The organism is Streptomyces sp. AK02-01A, from assembly GCF_033795305.1.
In the GTDB taxonomy this organism is placed as follows: domain Bacteria; phylum Actinomycetota; class Actinomycetes; order Streptomycetales; family Streptomycetaceae; genus Streptomyces.
In genome coordinates this window covers 64,911-86,211 of sequence record NZ_JARBAE010000001.1, presented here as the reverse complement: position 1 = coordinate 86,211, position 21,301 = coordinate 64,911, and the positions used below count along the sequence as shown (strand labels likewise).

17 protein-coding genes are annotated in these 21,301 nt (G+C 70.5%); 1 reads left to right on the top strand and 16 read right to left on the bottom strand.

All coding sequences use genetic code 11. The annotated features are described in order from the left end of the window. Positions 1–28: 28 nt before the first annotated feature. The 10 genes from PV679_RS00340 to PV679_RS00295 all read right to left on the bottom strand — a co-directional run bounded on the left by PV679_RS00340 (position 29) and on the right by PV679_RS00295 (position 11,737). Positions 29–538, bottom strand: a complete 510-nt coding sequence (locus PV679_RS00340) for a hypothetical protein (RefSeq protein WP_319678122.1) — start codon at positions 536–538, stop codon at positions 29–31. 99 nt (positions 539–637) lie between these two features. Then, on the bottom strand, positions 638–2,944 hold the full coding sequence (locus PV679_RS00335; RefSeq protein ID WP_319678121.1) for a xanthine dehydrogenase family protein molybdopterin-binding subunit: 2,307 nt from the start codon (positions 2,942–2,944) through the stop codon (positions 638–640). Beyond that, entirely contained in the window at positions 2,941–4,452 is a 1,512-nt protein-coding gene (locus PV679_RS00330) for a 2Fe-2S iron-sulfur cluster-binding protein (protein ID WP_319678120.1), read from the bottom strand. Before PV679_RS00330 ends, PV679_RS00335 begins: the two co-directional genes overlap by 4 nt. Continuing rightward, positions 4,449–5,345, bottom strand: coding sequence for an FAD binding domain-containing protein (locus tag PV679_RS00325; protein ID WP_319678119.1), 897 nt, complete (start codon positions 5,343–5,345; stop codon positions 4,449–4,451). The genes PV679_RS00330 and PV679_RS00325 overlap by 4 nt, the downstream gene beginning before the upstream one ends. A 278-nt stretch (positions 5,346–5,623) precedes the next feature. Beyond that, on the bottom strand, positions 5,624–7,282 hold the full coding sequence (locus PV679_RS00320) for a beta-N-acetylhexosaminidase (protein WP_319678118.1): 1,659 nt from the start codon (positions 7,280–7,282) through the stop codon (positions 5,624–5,626). Between the two features lie 5 nt (positions 7,283–7,287). Continuing rightward, positions 7,288–8,121, bottom strand: coding sequence for a carbohydrate ABC transporter permease (locus PV679_RS00315; RefSeq protein ID WP_319678490.1), 834 nt, complete (start codon positions 8,119–8,121; stop codon positions 7,288–7,290). A 2-nt stretch (positions 8,122–8,123) separates the two neighbouring features. Then, a complete protein-coding gene (locus tag PV679_RS00310; RefSeq protein WP_319678489.1) occupies positions 8,124–9,050 on the bottom strand; it encodes a sugar ABC transporter permease in 927 nt (308 codons plus the stop codon). A 140-nt stretch (positions 9,051–9,190) separates the two neighbouring features. Continuing rightward, positions 9,191–10,495 carry an extracellular solute-binding protein gene (locus tag PV679_RS00305; RefSeq protein WP_319678117.1) on the bottom strand — a complete coding sequence of 435 codons (1,305 nt, stop codon included), beginning with the start codon at positions 10,493–10,495 and terminating at the stop codon, positions 9,191–9,193. A 217-nt stretch (positions 10,496–10,712) separates the two neighbouring features. Further along, entirely contained in the window at positions 10,713–11,006 is a 294-nt protein-coding gene (locus tag PV679_RS00300; protein ID WP_319678116.1) for a DUF3039 domain-containing protein, read from the bottom strand. 170 nt (positions 11,007–11,176) lie between these two features. Further along, positions 11,177–11,737: a YqgE/AlgH family protein gene (locus PV679_RS00295; protein WP_319678115.1), complete on the bottom strand. Its 561-nt coding sequence runs from the start codon at positions 11,735–11,737 to the stop codon at positions 11,177–11,179. A 262-nt stretch (positions 11,738–11,999) separates the two neighbouring features. Between PV679_RS00295 and murA the strand changes: the two genes are divergently transcribed. Further along, the gene (gene murA / locus PV679_RS00290; protein ID WP_319678114.1) at positions 12,000–13,340 is read left to right on the top strand and encodes a UDP-N-acetylglucosamine 1-carboxyvinyltransferase; all 1,341 of its coding nucleotides are present in this window, start codon (positions 12,000–12,002) and stop codon (positions 13,338–13,340) included. A 167-nt stretch (positions 13,341–13,507) separates the two neighbouring features. Here the strand turns inward: murA and PV679_RS00285 are convergent, their stop codons facing one another. From PV679_RS00285 to PV679_RS00260, 6 genes are all read right to left on the bottom strand, one after another. Continuing rightward, positions 13,508–13,789, bottom strand: a complete 282-nt coding sequence (locus tag PV679_RS00285) for an HU family DNA-binding protein (protein WP_004571953.1) — start codon at positions 13,787–13,789, stop codon at positions 13,508–13,510. A 363-nt stretch (positions 13,790–14,152) separates the two neighbouring features. Further along, complete coding sequence (locus tag PV679_RS00280) at positions 14,153–15,586, bottom strand: NAD-dependent malic enzyme (RefSeq protein WP_319678113.1); 1,434 nt, start codon at positions 15,584–15,586, stop codon at positions 14,153–14,155. Between the two features lie 383 nt (positions 15,587–15,969). After that, complete coding sequence (locus PV679_RS00275) at positions 15,970–18,420, bottom strand: HelD family protein (protein WP_416069622.1); 2,451 nt, start codon at positions 18,418–18,420, stop codon at positions 15,970–15,972. A gap of 62 nt (positions 18,421–18,482) precedes the next feature. Beyond that, positions 18,483–19,352, bottom strand: coding sequence for a zf-HC2 domain-containing protein (locus tag PV679_RS00270; protein ID WP_319678111.1), 870 nt, complete (start codon positions 19,350–19,352; stop codon positions 18,483–18,485). Beyond that, entirely contained in the window at positions 19,349–19,936 is a 588-nt protein-coding gene (locus tag PV679_RS00265; RefSeq protein WP_319678110.1) for a sigma-70 family RNA polymerase sigma factor, read from the bottom strand. The genes PV679_RS00270 and PV679_RS00265 overlap by 4 nt, the downstream gene beginning before the upstream one ends. A 248-nt stretch (positions 19,937–20,184) precedes the next feature. Beyond that, a complete protein-coding gene (locus PV679_RS00260) occupies positions 20,185–20,778 on the bottom strand; it encodes a CGNR zinc finger domain-containing protein (protein ID WP_319678109.1) in 594 nt (197 codons plus the stop codon). Positions 20,779–21,301: the final 523 nt, after the last annotated feature.

Sequence of the window (21,301 nt, the reverse complement as noted above, 5' to 3'; positions counted from 1 at the left end):
TTTCCCCGTGGTCCTGCGACTGCCTGTGTCAGGACGCGCCACGCGAGACGTCACTCCCGCTCTCCGTAGGCGGCCCGTCCGTGGGAGTGGATTCCCCGTACTTCTCGCGGTCTTCCGCAACGCGGCGATCCCAGTCCCGCCGCGCGTCATGACTGATGCGCTGCATTCGCCGCTTGATGTCGTCGTCGATGTTCTCGTATCCCTTGCGGGAACCGTCGACAGCGATACCCAGCGCCTCGATCTGGCCTGCCAGCCCCTTGGAGAGGTTCCGCAGCTCCTGATGGACGCGCACATGGGCCGAGTGAAGCACCGTGGCTTCGCTGAAATTCGTACCGAGATCCCCTTCGGGGACCGCGCCGTCGGCCATCCTTGTCGGTGCCGCGGCCGAGTTGTCGAGCTTGGTCAGCAGCCCGTCGACCCTGTTCTTGAACTTGATCAGTTCCGCGGCGTCAACATCCAGATCCTTGCCGCCACTCCCCGAACTCGCGGCGGGCAGGACCGGATACACCGGTCGCCCCGTCCCGTCGTCCTCCGCCACAGCTTCCTCCCCGTTGTGCGCACGACTGCACAGATCACCATAGCCAGCACCTGTGACACCGCGCACCCCAGGCTTGCAGCCGCAACGGGGTTCCCGCCACTACGAATTGGGCGTGGCCACCGCCGCCTGGGGACGGATCGGGAGACGGCTGACGGGACGGCCCGTGGCCGAACGCACCGCTGAGGCCACCGCCGCCGGAGACACGACCACCGGGACCGCGCTCACCGGCTTGGCGCCGAAGGGCGCCACCACGTCGCGTTCCTCGACGAGTTTGACGATGCGAATGTCCGGTGCGTCCAGGGACGTCGGAAGGGCGTAGCCCGTCAGATCGGGGCGGCGGACCAGGCCGTGGTTGGTGCGGAGATTCTCCGTGAGCGCGGCGCCGATGCCCTGCGTGACGCCCGCCTCGATCCGGGTGGCGAGCTGCGCCGGATTGAGGACACGGCCGACGTCCTGGGCCACGGCCATCTCGACGACCCGGATCGAGCCGAGCTCGATGTCCACGTCGACGACCGCGCGGATCGCGCAGAAGGCCAGGCCGACGAAGGCGTCGCCCTGTCCGGACGCGTCGAGCGGCTCGGTGGGATGAGGCCGGCACTGGGCCGTCGCCCAGAGTTCCTTGCCGTCCATCGCCTCCGTGACGGTGGTGGACAGCACACCGTCGTACGAGGTGATCTTGCCGTCCGTGATCTGGAGCAGCTCGGTGGACATCCCGAACTTGTGGGCCAGCGGCTGCAGCAACTGCGTACGGACCATCTTCGCCGCCCGCTCGACCGCGCCGCCCGAGACCCAGGTGTGGCGGCCGTGGGCGGCCGGGCCGGCCGGAGGCTGGTCGGTGTCGACCGAGGCGACATGGACCTCCTCTATGCCCAGCGTCTCCTGCACGATCTGGCGCGCGAGCGTGGCGAAACCCTGGCCGGTTTCCACCGCCGCGCAGATGACCGTCGCCACGCCGTCATGGACCTTGACGGTGGCGGTGGAGACCTCGTCCGCGCCCTCGGCGCCGAGCATATGGACCATGCCCACGGCGTAGCCGACTCCGCGTCGTACCGCGCCGGGCTCGCCCGCGCCCTCCGGTCCGCCGGGCAGCAGCCAGGCCGCCTCCGGAGTGTCCTTGGGCAGCGCGGGCAGCGGGAAGTCCCTTACGGACCGCAGGAGTTCGGCCACCGGCGCCGGGCAGGTCACCGTCTGGCCGGTGGGCAGGAGGTCGCCGGTGGCGAGGACGTTGCGCAGGCGGAGTTCGGCGGGCTCGATGCCGAGCTTCGCGGCCAGTTTGTCCATCTGGCCCTCGTACGCCGCGCACACCTGCATCGCGCCCTCGCCGCGGACATGGCCGGAGGGCGGGTTGTTGGTGCGTACGGCCCAGCCCTCGACGAAGGCGTGCGGGACGACATACGGACCGCAGGCGAAGGCGACCGCCGCCGCGAGGGACTCGGACGAGTCGTCCGCGTACGCGCCCGCGTCCAGCAGGATCTGGGCCTCGACCTTGACGAGATGTCCCTCGGCGTCCGCGTGGTGGCGGTAGCGCAGCAGCGTCGGATGCCGGTGTGCGTGGCCGAGGAAGGACTCCTCGCGGGTCGCGGCCAGTTTGACCGGGCAGCCGGTGCGCAGCGCGAGCAGGCCGAGCGGGATCTGGAAGCCCGGGTCCTCGCGGTCGCCGGTGGCGCCGGGGACTCCGGTGACGACCACCTTGACCCGCTCCGGGTCCAGGCCGAAGCAGGCGGCGGCCAGATCGCGGTCGGTGTGCGGGTCGGTGGAGCCGGTGTAGATCTCGACGCCGCCGTCGGGTCTGGGCACGGCGAGGCCGGCTTCGGCGCCGATGGGAGCCGGGTCCTGGCGGCCGATGCGGTACAGCCCTTCCACGATCACCTCCCCGGCGATCTCCGGGTCGCCGTAGCGCAGCGGGATGTGACGGATCAGATTGCCGTCGGGGTGCAGCGGTTCGGCGGCGAAGGCCTTCTCCGGGTCCGTGACCGGGTCGAGGACCTCGTACTCGACGGCGATGGCGGCGGCGGCGAGCCGGGCCGTGTCGGGATGGTCGGCGGCGACGGCGGCGATCGCCTCGCCGTGATGGCGTACGACCTCGGAGGCGAAGACGGGACGGTCGGCGACCCGGCGGCCGTAGGCGGAGTCGCCCAGGACGTCCTCGTGTGTGACGACGGCCCGTACGCCCGGCATCCCGGCGGCGGCCGACGTGTCGATCGAGACGATCCTGGCGTGCGGATGCGGAGAACGCAGGATCGCCGCCCACAGCAGGCCCTCGGCCCAGAGATCGGCGGCGTACGGGAAGGTGCCCTCGGTCTTCGCGCGTGCGTTCGCCGGAGGCAGGGAGGCGCCGAGGCCGTGCGCGGGCGGCTCCTGCTGAGGGCCGTCGAGCGCGGGAGTCCCGGCCTCGTCGTTGCTCACGCCATGCCTCCGTCGGGCGAGTGCGGGGGCTGGGCGCTGCCGGCCCCTGGGGGTGCCTGGTGCGGGATTCGGGCTTCCTCGGACGCGGCGGCCGCGGCCTCCGCGCTCGCCTTCCGTCCGGCGACGACTTCGCTCACCGCGTCGAGTACGCCCCGGTAGCCGGAGCAGCGGCAGAGGTTGCCGCAGAGCGCCTGGCGGGTCTCCAGCTCGCTGGGAGCGTGGTTGCCCTCCAGGAGGTCATGGACGGTCATGGCCATGCCGGGGATGCAGAAACCGCACTGCACCGCCCCGCACTTCGCCAGCGCGCGCTGGACGTCCGAGGGCTCACCGTCGGCGGCCAGGCCCTCGACCGTACGGACCTCGGAACCGGCCGCCGTGGCCGCCGGCACCAGACAGGAGGCGACGAGCCGTCCGTCGACCTGGACGTTGCACGCGCCGCACTCGCCCTGTGAGCAGCCGTCCTTGGCGCCGGCGAGACCGAGGCGCTCGCGCAGCACGTACAGCAGGGACTCACCGATCCAGGCGTCGGTGACGGGCCGGTCGGCGCCATTGACCCGCAGGACGTAGGAGCCCGACGGGTGTTCCGCGCTGTCGCTGCTGCTGGTGAGCGGCGCGGGTTCGGGTTCCGGCTCGGGTTCCGGTTCCGGTACGGCGTCGGCCTCGGCGGCCGGTTCGCTCGCGGCACCGGCCTCGGCAGGCGGCCCGGGTTCACCGAGCGGCCCGGGTTCACCGAGCGGCCCGGGTTCGCCGAGCGGTCCGAGTTCGCCGAGCGGTCCGTGGGCCGTTGTCTCGTGGTCCCAGCCGCCGGGTGTGTCGCCCGGGAGCGGGGCCTCGGCGCTGTCCGGGATTTCCTGGCCGGCGGTGTCGTCCGGTGCCGGAGTCTCCTCGGAAACCGGCTCCGTGGCCCAGGGCGCGGGAGCGCCGCCCGGCAGGGTCGCGGGCGGCGCGCCGCCGTTCCACTGGGAGGCCGGCATCGAGGTGCTGTACTCGCCCGATTCGTCCGGCAGATCGCCCTGCGCGACCGGGATGGTCCACTGGCCGGTCAGCTCGGAGGAACCGCCCACGCCGCCGTTCCGCTCGCCGAATCCCGCGTCGCCGGAGCCGGTCCCGGCTGCCGTGCCGGTCTCTCCGCTCTCGCCGTAATGCCACTGGCCCGACTGCCCGGAGTCGTAGCCGCCCTGGTCGTAGACGGGCTCCGGCTGCCCACCACCTTGGTGGGCGGGCGGCCAGTGCGTGCCGTCCGGCCCGGCTCCGGATGGCGCCGCCGCCCAGCCGCCCGTCACCGGCGGACCGCCCGGCGCGGGATCGGCCGGCGTCAGCGGCACGATCTGCGGCGGCACATATCCGTGTCCGGGCGCGGCCAGCGGCGCGTCCGTGGTGTCCTCCGGAGGCAGTTGTACGAACGCGGTGGACTCACCGTCGTACTCGCCGCCCTGCGGGATCGGCTGCCATCCGCCCGGTCCCCGCGACGCTCCGGGACCGGAACCTGGATTCTCGTCGGTGGTCACGACAGCGCCCTCCCCAGTGCCCGTCGGGCCAGCGCGGCGACGGTGCGCCGCAGATGCAGTACGGCCGGCGCCAGCGGCGGGGCCTCTCCGCCGCCGGCCGGCGGCGCCGGGTCCGGGATACAGGCCGCGGCGACATACTCGCCGAAGGCGGCGAGCGCCTCCGCCGTGAGTCCTCGCGCGCCGTCCCAGTCGATCAGCGAGGCGATCCAGCGTTCGGCCTCCAGCGGGCGCAGCGGCATCGGCGCGATGGCGCCGACCGCGCAGCGCACTCCGCGCCGGGCCGGATCGAGCACGATGGCCACGGAGGCGGTGGCGCGGCCGGGGCCGGTCCGTCCTGTCGCCTTCACGAAGACCTGCGGCGCGTGCAGCAGCGGCACGCGGACGAAGCCGATCAGTTCGGCGGGTGCCAGCATCTCCCGGCCGGCCAGCAGGTGCGAGACCGGGATCTCCCGGCGGGCGCCGTCGGGGCCCGCGATGACCAGGTCGGCTTCGAGCGCGGCCAGCACGGGCAGGGCGTCGCCGGTCGGGGCCGCGGTGGCGATATTGCCGCCGAGTGTGCCGGCGTTACGGATCTGCGGCGGCCCGGCCGCACGCGCGGACGCGGCGAGCGCGGGGATGAGGGCCGCGAAGTCGGGTCTGCCCATGCGCGCGTGCGTGAGGCCGGCGCCGAGGAGGGCGTGACCGTCCTGGTAGTGCCAGCCGCGCAGCTCGCTGATCCGGCCGAGGCCGACGAGCCCGGCGGGCCGTAGCTGCCCTTTGTTGACGGCGGCCATCAGATCGGTTCCACCCGCGACGGGAACGGCGGCGGGCATCGCGCCGAGCGCCGCCACGGCCTCGTCGAGCGAGGCCGGCAGCGTCACGGACTGCGCCGTCTGCGGTGCGTGCGTGGTCAACCCAGCTGCCCCTTTCCGGTGTCCCGGCTGTCCCGCCTGTGTTGCCGTACCGTACGTGCTCACAGCCCGGACGTGGCAACTCTGGCACATCTTCCGGGCCGGTCGGCGCGAGGGTCCACGAAGGACGGATCCGTCCCCGACCAGGAAGAAGGTCCGGTTTCACACCTCTTCACCGGCACATGCGGAATGCCTCCCTTCGGCGGTCGTTGTACGACTTATCCAGACGGACCACCACGGTGCCAGGGAGCCGGCCGGAGGACCCGCACCTCCCGCCGGGCTCACACGTTCGGGGGCGTGCCCTCGATCGGGCGTCCGAGACCGGCGGAGGTTCCGTCGGGGCCCGGACGGCGCTGCCATGGCAACGGACCACCGGGCGGCCGGTACGCCACACCGAGAGCGTCAAGGCGCCGGTAGTGCCGGTCCATTCGCTGCTCGAAACCGGCGAAGTCGCGGTCGGCCGGTGCGGGCAGCGCCGACCAGGCGACCTCGGCGAAGGCCGCCAGCCGTGGGAAGACCTGGTAATCGACGCGGGAGCTGTCCTGCATCACCTCGGTCCACACATTGGCCTGCGTGCCCAGGACATGGGCCGCCTCGTCCTCGGTGAGCTGCGCCGGTACGGGCTCGAAGCGGTAGACGTCCTCCAGGGTGCGGACATATCCGATGGGCATCGGCTCGTCCTCGCCGGCCGCCTGGCGGTGGTCCAGATACACCTGCTGCTCGGGACACATGACGACGTCGTGGCCGGCTCTGGCGGCGGCGATCCCGCCCGCGTATCCGCGCCATGACGAGACGGCGGCTCCCGGCGCGAGGCCGCCTTCGAGGATCTCGTCCCAGCCGATGAGGCGCCGGCCGCGCGCGGTGAGCCAGGTGTCGAAGTGCCTGATGAACCAGGACTGGAGCTCGTTCTCGTCGGCCAGTCCGCGCTGCCGCATCAAGGCCTGCGCGGCCGGCGACTCCCGCCACTGGTCCTTGAGGCACTCGTCGCCGCCGATATGGATGAATGTGGACGGGAAGAGCGCGAGGAGTTCCTCGAAGACGTCCTCGTAGAAGCGCAGGGTGTTGTCAGTGGGCGCGAGTACGTTCGGGTTGATGCCCCAGGTGTCCCAGACGGTGAGGGAGGACGTGTCGATGACATCGGTATTGCCGAGTTCCGGATATGCGGCGATGGCCGCCTGCGAATGGCCCGGGACATCGATTTCGGGGACGACGGTGATATGCCGCTCGGCGGCGTACGCGACGATCTCGCGGATGTCGTCCTGTGTGTAGTAACCACCGTGCGGCTTCTCGTCCCACAGCCCGGAGGCGCGGTGGCCCCATTTGGTGCGCGAGCGCCAGGATCCGACTTCCGTCAGCCTCGGATGGCGCTTGATCTCGACGCGCCAGCCCTGGTCGTCGGTGAGATGGAAGTGGAAGACATTCAGCTTGTGGGCGGCGAGCAGGTCCAGATAGCGCAGGACACCGTCCTTGGGCATGAAGTGGCGTGCCACGTCGAGCATCAGTCCCCGCCAGCCGAAGCGGGGCCGGTCCTGGAGCGTGCCCACGGGAAGGTGCCAGTCGCGGTCCTGAGTGAGCGGCGCGCGCCGGAAGGCTTCCGGGCCGAGCAGTTGACGCAGCGTCTGCGCGCCCCAGAAGACACCGGCCGCGCCGCCGCCCTCGATGGTCACGGCCGGCTCGCCGCCGGTCACGGCGAGCCGGTAGCCCTCCGCGCCCAGCTCTTCCGCGACGCCCGGGCTGACGCTGAGCACGATCCGGTGCGGGCCGCTGTCGCCGTCGGCGAGAGGCAGGCCGGTGGCCGCGCCGACGGTGCCGCGCAGCCAGCGGGCCACGTGCTCGGTGCCCGGCCGCGCGTCGATACGCGTCCTGGCGTCGAGGGTGAAACGGGCGGCGGTATTCCACTCGGCGGCCCGCGCGGCCGGAATGAGATCCGTAAAGGTCATAACCATCAGTCCTTCACCGCGCCGCCGAGTCCGGAGACCAGGCGTCGCTGTACGAGCACGAAGAAAACCAGCACCGGAACGGTCATCACGGTAGAGGCGGCCATGATCCCGCCCCAGTCGTTCTCGTCCGGTTTGAAGAAGACGAGCAGCGCCATGGGAAGGGTCGACTGGGAGGTGTCGCTGATGATGAAGGACTTCGCGAAGAGGAAGTCGTTCCAGGTCGAGATGAAGGAGAAGACACTCGTCGCGACCAGCCCGGGAAGGACCAGCGGAAAGAGGATCTGCCACAGGAAGCGGGTGCGGCTCGCGCCGTCGATGTACGCGGCCTCCTCCAGCGCCTCCGGGACCGCCTTCACGAATCCCCGCAGCATCCATACCGCGAAGGGCAGCGAGAACGCGAGATGCGGCAGGACCAGCGAGCCGAGCGTATTGAGCAGTCCCGCGTCGCGCATCAGGAAGAACAGCGGGATGGTCAGCGCCTCGACCGGCACCATCTGCGCGACCAGGAACATGATGAGCAGGGTCGTACGGAACCGGAAGCGGAAGCGGGTCACCGCCGTCGCCGCGAGAAAGGCGATGAGCGCGGAGGCGATCACGACCGAGCCGGCGACCAGCAGGCTGTTGAGGAAGTACCGGCCGAATTCCTGCTGTTCGAAGACCCGGCGGAAGGAGTCGAGTGACGGCGAGAGGGTCCAGGGTCGCGGATCCGTGGACTGGATCTCGCCCGCCGGTTTGACCGCGGAAACCACCATCCAGTACAGCGGGAAGGCCACGATCACGGCGATGACGAGGGCCGATGCCTCGGCGGCCAGCCGCCACGGACGGCGAATACCGAGCAGGTTCACAGTTCTTCTCCCCGGCGTCGGATCAGGCGCAGATAGACGAGCGTGACCGCCAGCAGAATCAGCAGCATGACCACGCCAATGGCCGAGCCCAGGCTGTACTGCGAGGACGCGAAGGCTTTCTGATAGGCGTACACATTGAGTACGAGATTCTGCCCGGCGATTCCGCCGCCGTTCGTCATCACATAGATCTGTGTGAAGACCTTGAAGTCCCAGATGATGGACTGGATGGTGACGACCACCAGGATCGGTCTGAGCATCGGCGCGGTGACGGACCGCCAGACGCGCCACTGCGAGGCGCCGTCGAGCGAGGCCGCCTCCAGCACCTCGGCCGGGATGGCCTTGATTCCCGCGTAGACGGTCACCATGACGAACGGGAAGGAGCACCAGACCACTTCGAACAGGACGAGCGCGAAGGCGCTGTACCGGCCGTACGTCCAGGAGAAGTCACCGAGCCCGAGCAGCCGGTTGACCGGTCCGTAGTCCGGGTCGAAGAGAAAGACCCAGACCGTGGAGCCGGTGATCGCCGGAGTGGCCCAGGCACCGAGCGCGGCGAGCATCAGCGCGAGGCGCGGCACCGCCCGGATCCGCGTCAGCAGTACGGCGAGCGCGCAGCCCACCGCGAGCGTGGCGACGACGCACGCCGCGGCGAACAGCACGGTCGCGAGCAGCACCTGCCAGAACTGGCTGTCGCCGAAGAGCGCGGCGTAGTTGCCGAAGCCCTGGAAGGTGGTCGGCTGCCCGCCGCTGACCTGGGCCTGGGTGTACTCCAGAAAGGAGATCAGGCCGAGTTGGTAGATCGGATAGACCAGCAGCCCGCCGAGGACGACAAGGGCGGGCACGAGATAGAGCCAGGGCGTCCAGCCGGCCTGCCCGGCCCGCCGGGGAGCGTGGCGGGAGGCGCGTCCGGGCCGCTTCGGGTCCATGGCCGTTCCGGCGCCGGACGCCGCGTCGCCGCCTCCGCCCGGCCGGGCGGAGAGGAGGACGCGGCGGCCGGAGGTGGCCGTACGGCCGGAGGCGGGCGCGGCGCCGTCCCGCCGGGCTCCGGTGTTGTTCGTCATGGCTCTCAGCCCGCGGACGTGAACGCCGCGTCCATCTTCTTCGCCGCGTCGTCCGACGCCGTGGCGACGTCCTTACGGCCGCTGACGATCTCCTGGAACATCGTCGGCAGGATCAGCGAGGAGTCGATCTGCGCCCAGCCCGGCGACGCCGGGACGAACTTGGCGCCCGCGCCCAGGGTCTTCACGAAGGGCTCGATGAACGGCTCCTTCTTCGCCGAGGCGGCCAGCACGTCGGTGTACGTGGGCAGGAAGCCCATCGCGTCGAACAGTTTGGCCTGGGTGTCCTTGCCGGTGAACGACTTCATCAGGTCCACGGCGAGTGTGCGGTGCGAACTGCTCTTGAGCACACCGATGTTGTTGCCGCCGGCGAAGGCCGGCGCGACCGAGCCGGCCGTGACGCCCGGCAGCGGCACGACCGCGTACTTGCCCTTCACCGAACCGGCCTCGACGGCCTGGTGGCTGAAGTCGCCGCCGATCGCCATCGCGGCCTTCCCGGAGGCGAACGCGGTGACCGTCGCGTTGCCGCCCATCGAGGCGCACTTGGCGGCCGGACAGTTGTCGTCGCCGAAGAGGGAGGTGTACGCCTCGATGCCCTTGCGCGCGGCCGGGCTGTTGACGGCGGCCCGGTAGGTGCCGCCGCTCTCCTCGGCCAGTTCACCGCCGTTCGCCCAGAGGAACGGCATGGCGCCATAGGTGTAGGCACCGCCGACCGCGAGCCCGTACAGGTCCGGCTTCGCCTGGTGGATCTTCTTGGCGGTGGAGATCAGCTCGGCCTGCGACTTGGGAGCCTTGATGCCCAGGTCATCGAAGACATCGGTGCGGTAGTACAGCGCCCGGACGCCGACGAACAGCGGCGCTCCGTAGATCTTGCCGTCCACCGTGACGGACTGCCTGGCCGTCGGATCGGTGTCCTTGGCCTCGTCCCAGGCGTCGAACTCCGCGGTGACATCGGCGAGTCCGCCGTCCTTGACGTATCCGGCGGTGTCCGTGTTGCCGTACTCGATCAGATCCGGCGCGCTCTTCGGGTCGTTGAACGCGGCCTTGATGCGCTGGGCGCGGGTCTCGACCGGGATGTACTCGATCTCGACCTTCGCGCCGTCGTGCTGCTCGCGGAAGGCGGCGACGGCGGCGTCGACGACCTGCTCCTTGGGCTTGTTGTTGACTTCCTGGAAGAGCCATACGCGCAGCGTGCCGCTCTTCTCGTCCTTCGACGCGCTGTTGTCGGAGGTCTGCGGAGCGCAGGCGGTGGCGGTGAGGCCGGCGAGCGCAAGTGCCGCGACCGGAGCCGCAATTCGGGCTGAAAGCTTCATCCGGGATCCCTACAGGTCGGCGTTGCAACATACGCAACGAGCGTTCCGTGCTGCACAACTCGCAGGAGATTAAGCGTGTCCGGAACACGTCGACAAGTGGTCTCAACCACTCTGTGACCCCAGGAGCCTCCGAGAAGCACCCTGTGCAACGCGAACGGCCCCCGGGGCGCGCGTACGCGCGTCCCGGGGGCCGTCAGCCATGGAGGAGGACCAGCCGCTACTTCTCGCTCTTGTCCTTGCCGCCCTTGTCCTTGTCCCCGCCGGGGCCCATGGACTCGTAGATCTCCTTGCACATCGGGCAGACCGGATACTTCTTGGGGTCGCGCCCCGGTACCCAGACCTTCCCGCACAGTGCCACCACGGGAGTGCCGTCGAGGGCACTCGCCATGATCTTGTCCTTCTGGACGTAGTGGGCGAAGCGCTCGTGGTCACCGTCGCCGTTCGACACCTGTGGTGTCGGCTCCACGAGGGTGCCCGTACCTGCCCCGCGCTCGGGCTCAAGAGTGCTCATAAGCGCCAAGGGTACCCACGCGCGCCGCGACGCGGAGTCCCCGGGTCCATGCACTCCGGAGCCATACGCTCACGCATCGCTCCGACACGCCGTGAACGGCCCGCGCGGAAGCGGCCGGAGGGACGGCCGGCAGGTCTGTTGAACGATCCGCCGCGCGATCGGCCGAACGGTCAGTTGAGCGACGGGTCGTCGGGATACGTGGCGATCATGGCCAGCTCGCCGCGCTGCCGCCGCAGCACCGCCCGCCACAGGCTCTCCGGCCGCGGACACGACACGTCACCCGGCTCCGACTCGACCACGTACCAGGCGCCTTCGCTCAACTCGTCCTCCAGTTGTCCCGGGCCCCAGCCCGCGTAGCCGGCGAAGATCCGCAGCGAGCCGAGCGCCCGTGCCAGCAGCTCGGGAGGCATCTCCAGATCGACGAGTCCTATCGCGCCGTGCACCCTGCGCCAGCCGAGCGGGCCCTCCGCGCCCGGGATGACGGCGAGGCCGAGCGCCGAGTCGAGCGAGACCGGACCGCCCTGGAAGACCACACCGGGCTCGCCCGCCAGCTCGCCCCACGACGCCAGGATGTCGCCAACACCCACCGGCGTGGGCCTGTTGAGGACCACACCGAGGGAACCCTCCTCGTCGTGATCGAGCAGGAGGACCACCGCGCGGTCGAAATTCGGGTCGGTGAGGGCCGGTGTGGCGACAAGCAGCCGCCCTGTGAGCGAGGACACCTCGGTCATGCGAGACATGATCCCGCATATTCGGTCTCCGCGGGGCACGCACGGCGCAGTGCCTGTGCGCGCAGCTCAGGGCGTACGGCGGCGGCGCCGGCGCGCGGCCGTCCGGAATCGCGGCCGGTGACCCTCCGCGAGCGCGGCGGAACGGTACGTGTTATGCCGGTTTCATTATGCGCCGGAGGCCGCCCAGGCCCTACGGGACAGGGGCTCTCGCCCCTTACCCTTTCCTTGGCCACCTTCCCGCCCACTCCGGAACGCGAGATTCATGACCGGCACAGACGATGTAATGCTTGTCCACGGTGGGACCCCGCTGGAAGGCGAGATCCGCGTCCGCGGCGCGAAGAACCTGGTGCCGAAGGCCATGGTCGCCGCGCTGCTCGGCAGCGGCCCCAGTCGGCTGCGCAATGTGCCGGACATCCGCGATGTGCGCGTCGTACGCGGACTCCTCCAGCTTCACGGAGTGACCGTCCGTCCCGGCGACGAGCCGGGCGAGCTGATCCTCGACCCGACCCATGTCGAGAGTGCCAATGTCGCCGACATCGATGCCCACGCGGGCTCGTCGCGCATCCCGATCCTCTTCTGCGGACCGCTGCTGCACCGCCTCGGCCACGCCTTCATCCCGGGTCTGGGCGGCTGTGACATCGGCGGCCGGCCGATCGACTTCCACTTCGACGTGCTGCGCCAGTTCGGCGCGACGATCGAGAAGCGGGCCGACGGCCAGTATCTGGAGGCCCCGCAGCGGCTGCGCGGCACCAAGATCCGGCTGCCGTATCCGTCGGTCGGCTCGACGGAGCAGGTGCTGCTGACGGCCGTGCTGGCCGAGGGCGTCACCGAGCTGTCGAACGCCGCGGTGGAGCCGGAGATCGAGGACCTCATCTGCGTACTGCAGAAGATGGGCGCGATCATCTCCATGGACACCGACCGGACGATCCGGATCACCGGTGTCGACCAGCTCGACGGCTATACGCACCGGGCGATCCCGGACCGGCTGGAGGCCGCCTCCTGGGCGTCGGCGGCGCTCGCCACCGAGGGCAACATCTATGTCCGCGGCGCGCAGCAGCGGTCGATGATGACCTTCCTCAACACCTATCGCAAGGTCGGCGGCGCCTTCGAGATCGACGACGAGGGCATCCGCTTCTGGCACCCGGGCGGCTCGCTCAACGCCATCGCGCTGGAGACGGACGTCCATCCCGGCTTCCAGACCGACTGGCAGCAGCCGCTGGTGGTGGCCCTGACACAGGCCTCGGGCCTGTCCATCGTGCACGAGACGGTGTACGAGTCCCGGCTCGGATTCACCTCCGCGCTGAACCAGATGGGCGCGCACATCCAGCTCTACCGGGAGTGCCTGGGCGGCTCGGACTGCCGCTTCGGCCAGCGCAACTTCCTGCACTCCGCGGTCGTGTCGGGCCCGACGAAGCTGCAGGGCGCGGATCTGGTCATCCCCGATCTGCGCGGCGGCTTCTCGTATCTGATCGCGGCGCTGGCGGCGCAGGGCACGTCCCGGGTCCACGGCATCGATCTGATCAACCGCGGCTACGAGAACTTCATGGACAAGCTCATCGAGCTGGGCGCGAAGGTCGAGCTGCCGGGCGGCGCGCTCGTCTGACACCGCCGGCGCCGGTGACGCCGGCTCCGGGACGCTGATGGCCCCGCTCGACGGAGTGGGGCCATCAGCGTCCCGGGACGGCCCGGGACGGCCCGGGACGGCCCGGGACGCACACAGGGGCGGCCACCCTGTCCGGGTGGCCGCCCCTGTGCGTTGCCTAATGGGTGTTACTTGCCCTTGGCGGCTTCCTTGAGCTTGGAGCCCGCGGAGACCTTCACGCTGTAACCGGCCGGGATCTGGATCGGGTCGCCGGTCTGCGGGTTACGAGCGGTGCGAGCGGCACGGTGGGTGCGCTCGAAGGTCAGGAAGCCGGGGATGGTGACCTTCTCGTCGCCCTTGGCGACGACCTCGCCTACCGTCTCGGCGAGAGCGGCCAGCACGGCGTCGGCGTCCTTGCGGGTCACCTCGGCGCGGTCGGCCAGGGCGGCCACCAGCTCACTGCGGTTCATGTTGTTACTCCCGTGTTCTTCTTGCCTGTAAGGCGTGAGATCGAAGCCGATGCTGCCAGGGCCCTCGGACAGTCCCCGGACCCGGGTCTGCTGACAGACCCTCGCGCCCGAATACGCATCCTGCCCCCACCAGCGGCGGGAAAGCCAATCCGGCACTCTCCGGAGTCACACGAAAAGCGCCAGTGCCTCGTCGTCGTGACGTTCCGTCGACCCTGTGAAGACTCCCTGGAGCCTCGGAGCCCCTGGAGTCGTTGAAGCCCTTGAACCCGCCGGAGGCCCTGAAAACCTCCCTGGAGCGGCGGGCTCATGGTCCGCCACCCTAGATGGGGCCGCGGGGCCCGGCGAATCGCGACGCGCCGGGCGTCAAGCGGACGTAACCGCTGTCACGGTCACGCCCGCCGCCTTGGCGGCGTTGCGCACCGCGCCTGCCACCGCGCCGGCGACCTTGTCGTTGAAGACCGAGGGGACGATGTAGTTCGGGTTCAGCTCGTCCTCGGTGACCACGTCCGCGAGGGCTGTCGCCGCGGCCAGCATCATCTCAGTGTTGACCGTACGGGACTGGGCGTCCAGCAGACCGCGGAAAACGCCGGGAAAGACCAGCACGTTATTGATCTGGTTGGGGAAGTCGGAGCGGCCGGTGGCCACGACCGCGGCCGTCTCACGGGCGATCGCCGGGTCGACCTCGGGGTCCGGGTTCGCGAGCGCGAAGACGATCGCCCCGTCGGCCATGGCGGCGACATCGGCGCCGTCCAGCACGTTCGGCGCGGAGACGCCGATGAAGACGTCCGCGTCGACCACGGCCTCCTTGAGCGTGCCGGTGACACCCTCGGGGTTGGTGTTGTCGGCGATCCAGCGCAGCGGCGACTCAGGAGTGGCCTCCACCAGGTCCTCGCGGCCCGCGTGCACCACACCCTGGATGTCGGCGACGACGGCGTGCTTCACACCGGCCGCGATCAGCAGCTTGAGGATGGCCGTGCCGGCGGCGCCCGCGCCGGACATCACGATGCGTACGTCCCCGATGGCCTTGCCCACCACGCGCAGCGCGTTGGTGAGGGCCGCCAGCACCACGATCGCGGTGCCGTGCTGGTCGTCGTGGAAGACCGGGATGTCCAGGGCCTCACGCAGCCGCGCCTCGATCTCGAAGCAGCGGGGCGCGGAGATGTCCTCCAGGTTGATGCCGGCGAAGCCGGGCGCGATCGCCTTGACGATCTCGACGATGGCGTCGGTGTCCTGGGTGTCCAGGCAGAGCGGCCAGGCGTCGATCCCGGCGAACCGCTTGAACAGGGCCGCCTTGCCCTCCATCACCGGCAGCGCCGCCTTGGGGCCGATGTTGCCGAGGCCCAGCACGGCGGAGCCGTCCGTCACGACCGCGACGGAGTTGCGCTTGATGGTCAGCCGGCGGGCGTCCTCCGGGTTCTCCGCGATGGCCATGCAGACCCGGGCCACACCCGGGGTGTAGATCATCGAGAGATCGTCACGGTTGCGGATGGGGTGCTTGGACTGCATCTCGATCTTGCCGCCGAGGTGCATCAGGAACGTACGGTCGGAGACCTTGCCGAGGACGACGCCCTCGATCCCGCGCAACTGCTCGACGATCTCCTCCGCGTGCCCGGTGGAGGTCGCGGCGATCGTGACGTCGATCCGCAGTTTCTCGTGGCCGGAGGCGGTCACGTCGAGGCCGGTGACGGAGCCGCCGGAGGACTCGACGGCCGTGGTGAGCTGGGAGACCGCGGTCCCGCTCGCGGGCACCTCCAGTCTGACCGTCATCGAATACGAGACGCTCGGCGCCGTTGCCATGACCGTGTTCCTCTTCTTTCCCTAGCCTCATTGCCACGCCGCCCGGCACATGCCCCGGCGGCGCAATCCGATGGTCGCACCTACCGGCGGGTAGAAGGTAAGGGGCCCCGTCCCGGGAAAGTGTTTTCCGCCATGCGGGAGAGGTCGGCGGCGGCCACGCGTGGGCATACCGGTCATACACACGGAAGCAGGTCCCTGCCGGAACTCCGGCAGGGACCTGCTTCCGTAGGTGAAGGTGGCACCGGCCCGCCATGCTCGCCTCGCGGCAAGTGGTCGCTCGAAGCGACTAAGGTTGGGCCCGGGGGCTTGGATCGAGCCGGTGCCGACACCAGGCTAACAAACCACTCCGGCAAGCGATTCCCGCATCGCGAGTTGACTCGGAATCAATCCCGCAGCAAGTCCGGTACTCCTTCCGCGTCCGGCTCGTCCCGCGCCGTCGAGACCACCGTGAGCTGCTGCGTCGCGCGGGTCAGCGCCACGTACAGCACACGCAGGCCGGCCGGCGACTCGTCGGCGATTTCCGCCGGAGAGACCACGACCGTCGCGTCGTACTCCAGGCCCTTGGCCTCCAGACTGCCCAGCGCCACCACTCGTTCGCCGAGTCCGGCCAGCCAGCGCGCCGCCTGCTCACGCCGGTTCATGGCGACGACGACACCGACCGTGCCGTCCACGCGCTCCAGCAGGCGCCGCGCCTCCGCCCGGACGGCACCGGCGAGATCGCCGTCCCGTACGACGCCGAAGCGCGGCCGTACGCCGGTGGAGCGCACGGCTGCCGGAGACTCCATGCCGGGCATGGCCAGGGCCAGCACCTTCGCCGCCAGTTCGGCGATCTCCGCCGGATTGCGGTAGTTCACGGTCAGAGTGAAGCGGCGGCGCGGCCGGGCGCCGAGCGCCTCGTCGCGCGCCTCGGCCGCCTCGTCCGGGTCCGACCAGGACGACTGCGCCGCGTCCCCGACGACCGTCCAGGTGGCGTGCCGGCCGCGACGGCCGACCATCCGCCACTGCATGGGCGTCAGATCCTGCGCCTCGTCGACGATGACATGCGCGTACTCGGTGCGCTCCGCGGCCAGCCGTTCGGCCCGCTCGCGCTGCGACTCCTCGCGGCCCGGCATCAGCTCCTCCAGACCGGTGAGCTGGTCCAGCGGATCGAACTCACGCCGCTTCCTCGGCCGCGGCGGCGAGCCGAGCAGCGTCTCCAACTCGTCGAGGAGCGCCACGTCGTGCACCGAGAGCGGACCCTTGCCTTCGGCGCCCAGCCGCCTGAGCGAACGCGCCAGACGCCGGATCTCGCCCTGGTTGAGTACGCGGCGGGACCAGCGGCCCAGGCGCCGTTCGTCGGCCATCGCGGCGAGCACTCCGCGCGGGGTCAGCTCGGGCCACCAGGCGTCCAGGAAAGCCTGGAAGCTGTCCTCGGACGTGATGTCGTCGTCGAAGCCGCCACGCAGCTCCGCGGCCAGCTCGGCGTCGCCCTTCGACACATACTCACCGGCCCGCGCGGCGGCGCCGGACTTCGACCAGAGGGCGTCCAGCAGGAGCCTGCGGGCCCTCGGGCGCAGCAGGTTGACAGGCGCGGTGCCGCCGAGGACGGACTGCCGGATGCGGTTCAGCTCATCGGCCTCCAGCTCCAGCCTGCGGCCGAAGGCGACGACCCGGAGCCGGTCGGTCCGTACGGCCGCGACGGGCTCGTCGTCGCCGAAGGCGAGCTGGCCCGTCCGGTCGTCGGCGCCGCCCGGTCCGCCGCGCCGGGCCTGGACCGCCGGTGAGACCTCCAGCGCGCCCCTGGACGCCTTGCGCAGCACCTTCAGCATCCGCGCGGAGCCCTTGACACGGGCCACGGCCGGTTCGTCGTACGCCGTGGCCTCCGCTCCGTCCACCAGCGAACCCACCGCGCGGATCGCGACCTGTCCCTCCTCGCCCAGCGAGGGCAGCACGCCCTCGGTGTACGCGACGAGCAGCGGTGTCGGCGAGACGACCAGGATGCCGCCCGCGTACCGCCGCCGGTCCTGGTAGAGCAGATAGGCGGCCCGGTGCAGCGCGACCGCGGTCTTGCCCGTGCCCGGCCCGCCCGAGACCTCGGTGACGGAGGCGGCGGGCGCCCGGATCACCAGATCCTGTTCGGCCTGGATCGAAGAAACGATGTCCCTCATGGTGTGGCTGCGGGCCTGGCCGAGCGCGGCCATCAGCGCGCCGTCGCCGATGACGGCCAGCGCGGCGCCGTCCAGGGACGCGGTCAGCTCCGGGCGCATCAGATCGTCCTCGACTCCGAGGACCTTGCGGCCCTTGGAGCGGATGACCCGACGGCGTACGACCCGGCCGGGATCGACGGGCGTGGCGCGGTAGAACGGCGCGGCGGCCGGTGCGCGCCAGTCGATGACCAGCGGCGAGTAGTCGGAGTCCAGGACCCCGATCCGGCCGATGTGCAGCGTCTCCGCGATATCGGCCGTGCCGTCGGTCCTGATGGCGTCGTCGGCCGGTTCGACCGAGGTGTAGGCGCCGTCCGGGCCCTTCTTGCCGTCCTTTCCGGGCAGCAGATCGATCCGCCCGAAGAGGAAGTCCTCGAACTCGTTGTTCAGCCGGTTGAGATGGATCCCGGCCCGGAAGACCTGGGCGTCCCGCTCCGCGAGAGCCCCCGGCGTGCCGACCTGCCCCCGTTTGGCGGCGTCGTTCATCAGGAACTCCGCCTCGTGGATCTTCTCCTCAAGACGGCCGTACACCTGGTCCAGATGATCCTGTTCGACGCCGATCTCACGGGCGCGTACGGAGTCGTGCCCCGTGTCGCGTACGGGATCGACGGCGGGTCCAGCGGTTTCAACAGCGGCATCCTGCGCGGCCACCGAGGCCCCCTTCATGACGTGCGTCGGGCAGCCGTCAACCGTACGCGAAGGGGACGGGTATGTCAGGCGCGAACCTCTACCAGTCGCTTGCCGTCGAACGTACGCACCTCAAAGTGATCGATGTCCTTGCTCCCCATGGCCGTACCTCCGTGCACATAGAGCGGCTTCTTGGCGGACTCGTGCGCGCTGTCGGCGATGCCGTACCCCCAGGCGGGTACCGCCCAGGAGGTGACGACCTCCTCCTCGCCGGTCTTGGAGACGGCGATCAGGCTGCACTTGAGCGGGCCCTTGACGTTCTTCAGCTCCAGGACGGTGTGCGTGCCCCAGCCCTTGGACTCCATCCCCACGGTCGCGGTGACCTTGGTGGCGGCGTCCGTGGCCCGGACCTTGTCCGTCATGTGGTTGAAGAAGGCGTCCTCGGCCGGGCTGGTGGGATGCGGGTCGGCGGCCACCGACTGACGGTCCGCGCCGCCGTCGCCCGAGGTGGCGACGACCGTCGCCACCGGTCCGCCGATGATCAGCGCCGCGGCGGCCGCGACGAGATACATCCCACGGCGCCTGCGCTTGGCGCGCTTGGCGGCGACCTCGTCGACCAGCCGGTCCAGGAGCTGCGGGCCGGGCTGTACGGAGACCGCCGGCGGCGGCACCAACGGCGAGGCGGCCGGCGGCACCATCGGCGAGGCGAAGGGACGGACGTTGTCGAGCGGGTCCGGATCGCCGAAGCCCGGATCGCCCGGGATGTCCGCCAGCATGGCCAGCATCGGCTCCATCCCGGAGAATTCCTCAAGATGGAAGGCGCAGAGCCGGCAGTCGGCGAGATGCGCCTCGAAGGCGGTGGCTTCGGCATCGTCGAGAATGCCGAGGACATACGCGCCGACGGCATCATGCACGGTACTTTCGTCGCCCAGTCCGTACTGCTCGTGCGTGGTCATGCCGAGACCCCCCTCTCCTCCAACGCGAGCTTCATCGAACGCAGTGCGTAGAACACCCGTGAACGCACGGTGCCGCTGGGTATGCCGAGCTCCTCGGCCGCCTCATTGACCGTGCGTCCCTTGAAATACGTCTCTACGAGCGCTTCCCTGTGGGCAGGGGTCAAATCATCGAGCGCATCAGAGAGCGTCATAAGCCACAACGCCTTGTCGATCTCGTCCTCCGCGGGCATGACCTCCAGCGGCGACGGGTCGACCTCCTGCGGCCGGGCCTGCCGGCTGCGGTGACCGTCGATGACGATACGCCGGGCGACCGTCACCAGCCAGGGTCGGACAGAGCCGGTCGCCTGGTTGAGCTGACCGGCGTTCTTCCAGGCACGGATGAGCGTCTCCTGCACCACGTCCTCGGCCCGCTGGCGGTCGCCCGCGACGAGACGCAGTACATAGGCGAGCAGCGGTCCGGCGTGTTCCCGGTAAAGGCCTCGCATCAGCTCTTCGTCAGGGACGGAGAGGCTGCCGCGCGGTCCCTTGCTCCGGTGTCGGGCCCGGTGAGGACGGTCATCGGCCACCGCCGCATCCTTGCGCACCTGAACCTCCCGGTCGAGACCTTCATGACTGCTTGTCCCCCATCACTACGGAAGGCCGCCCAGGGACGTTCAACGGGCGGAGAAGAACTTTCAAGATCTTTTACGGCGCTCACCCGCCGCGTGGAGATCCAGCGCGGGAGACGGCGTGCCCCGACCGGACCATACCGGCCCCGGCGCGGGATGCCGGTGCCGGGGCCGGAGGCCCGGTGCCGGGCGTCGGTCTCAGGTTCGGGTCTCAGGGCCGCGTCTCAGGGCCGGGCCAGGGCCGCGCGGCGGCGGTGTCTGGCGACCCGCTCGCGATTGCCGCACACGTCGCTGGAGCACCAGCGGCGCCGCCGTCCGCGCGATGTGTCCAGATACACACGGCGGCAGGTCTCTCCCTCGCACTGCCGCAGCCGGGCCCGCGCGGCCGGGTCGGTGAGCAGATCCACCGCGTCCCTGGCCACGGCCGCCAGCAGAGCGTCGCAGCCGGGCTCGGTGCTCAGCGCGCGTACGAGTCGGCCGTCCTCGTCGCGTACGGCCCTGATCCCGGGCGGCGCTCCGGCGGCCAGCTCGTTGACCCGCGCCAGCGCGGCGGACGCGTCCCGGCCGTCGATCTCGGCGCGTACGAGCTGTCCGACGCCGTCGCGCAGTTCGGCGAAGGAGCGCATCCAGCGGGCGTCGACTCCGGCGAGCGCGGTCCCTTCCGGTACCAGCCCGGCTCCGACCAGCCACCGGCCGAGCGGCACGGCGCCGTCGAGCGGTTCCGTACCTCTGCCGGCCGGCTCTCCCGTGGCCACCAGATCCAGGCAGACGCGCCCGGCGTCGAACCGCCAGTCGTACGAGCCCATGCCCGCCGTCATGTGCCTGTCACCGCCTCGGGTTCACCGGTAGGTGCCGTCCTCCTCAGAGTGCCTGCCCCCGGAGTGCCCCGGGAACCCTCGGAGCCGGTGCGCGTGAGGCCGGGCCGGTACCGGCCGAGGCGCCCATGCGCCCGTGGCCTCGTACGGCGAAAGCCCGCGCGGCGCGCGGTGATCGCGTCGGACGGACGTCCCGTCCCGTCCTTCTTACCGCTCCGCCGCCTCAACTCCGCGCGGCAGCGCGCGTTTCAGCCCGGGCCGGAGCGGCGTACGCGCCGGCCGGGTCCGGCGCACCGTCCGCCGAACCCGGTCCCTTTTGCTCACGACCGCCATGCCGGCACGAACGGACTTCCACCGAATCCCATAACGATCCACCACGTTGCCTCGGCGCGGCATGACGGGCCATCAATAAGCCCACTGGTATACGCGATTGTTTCACCTGAATGCGAATGGCGATTTCGTCGAATCACTCGTATGCACCGCATCGTGGAGCACGGGACGGCGTTATATGCAAACGACAGAAATC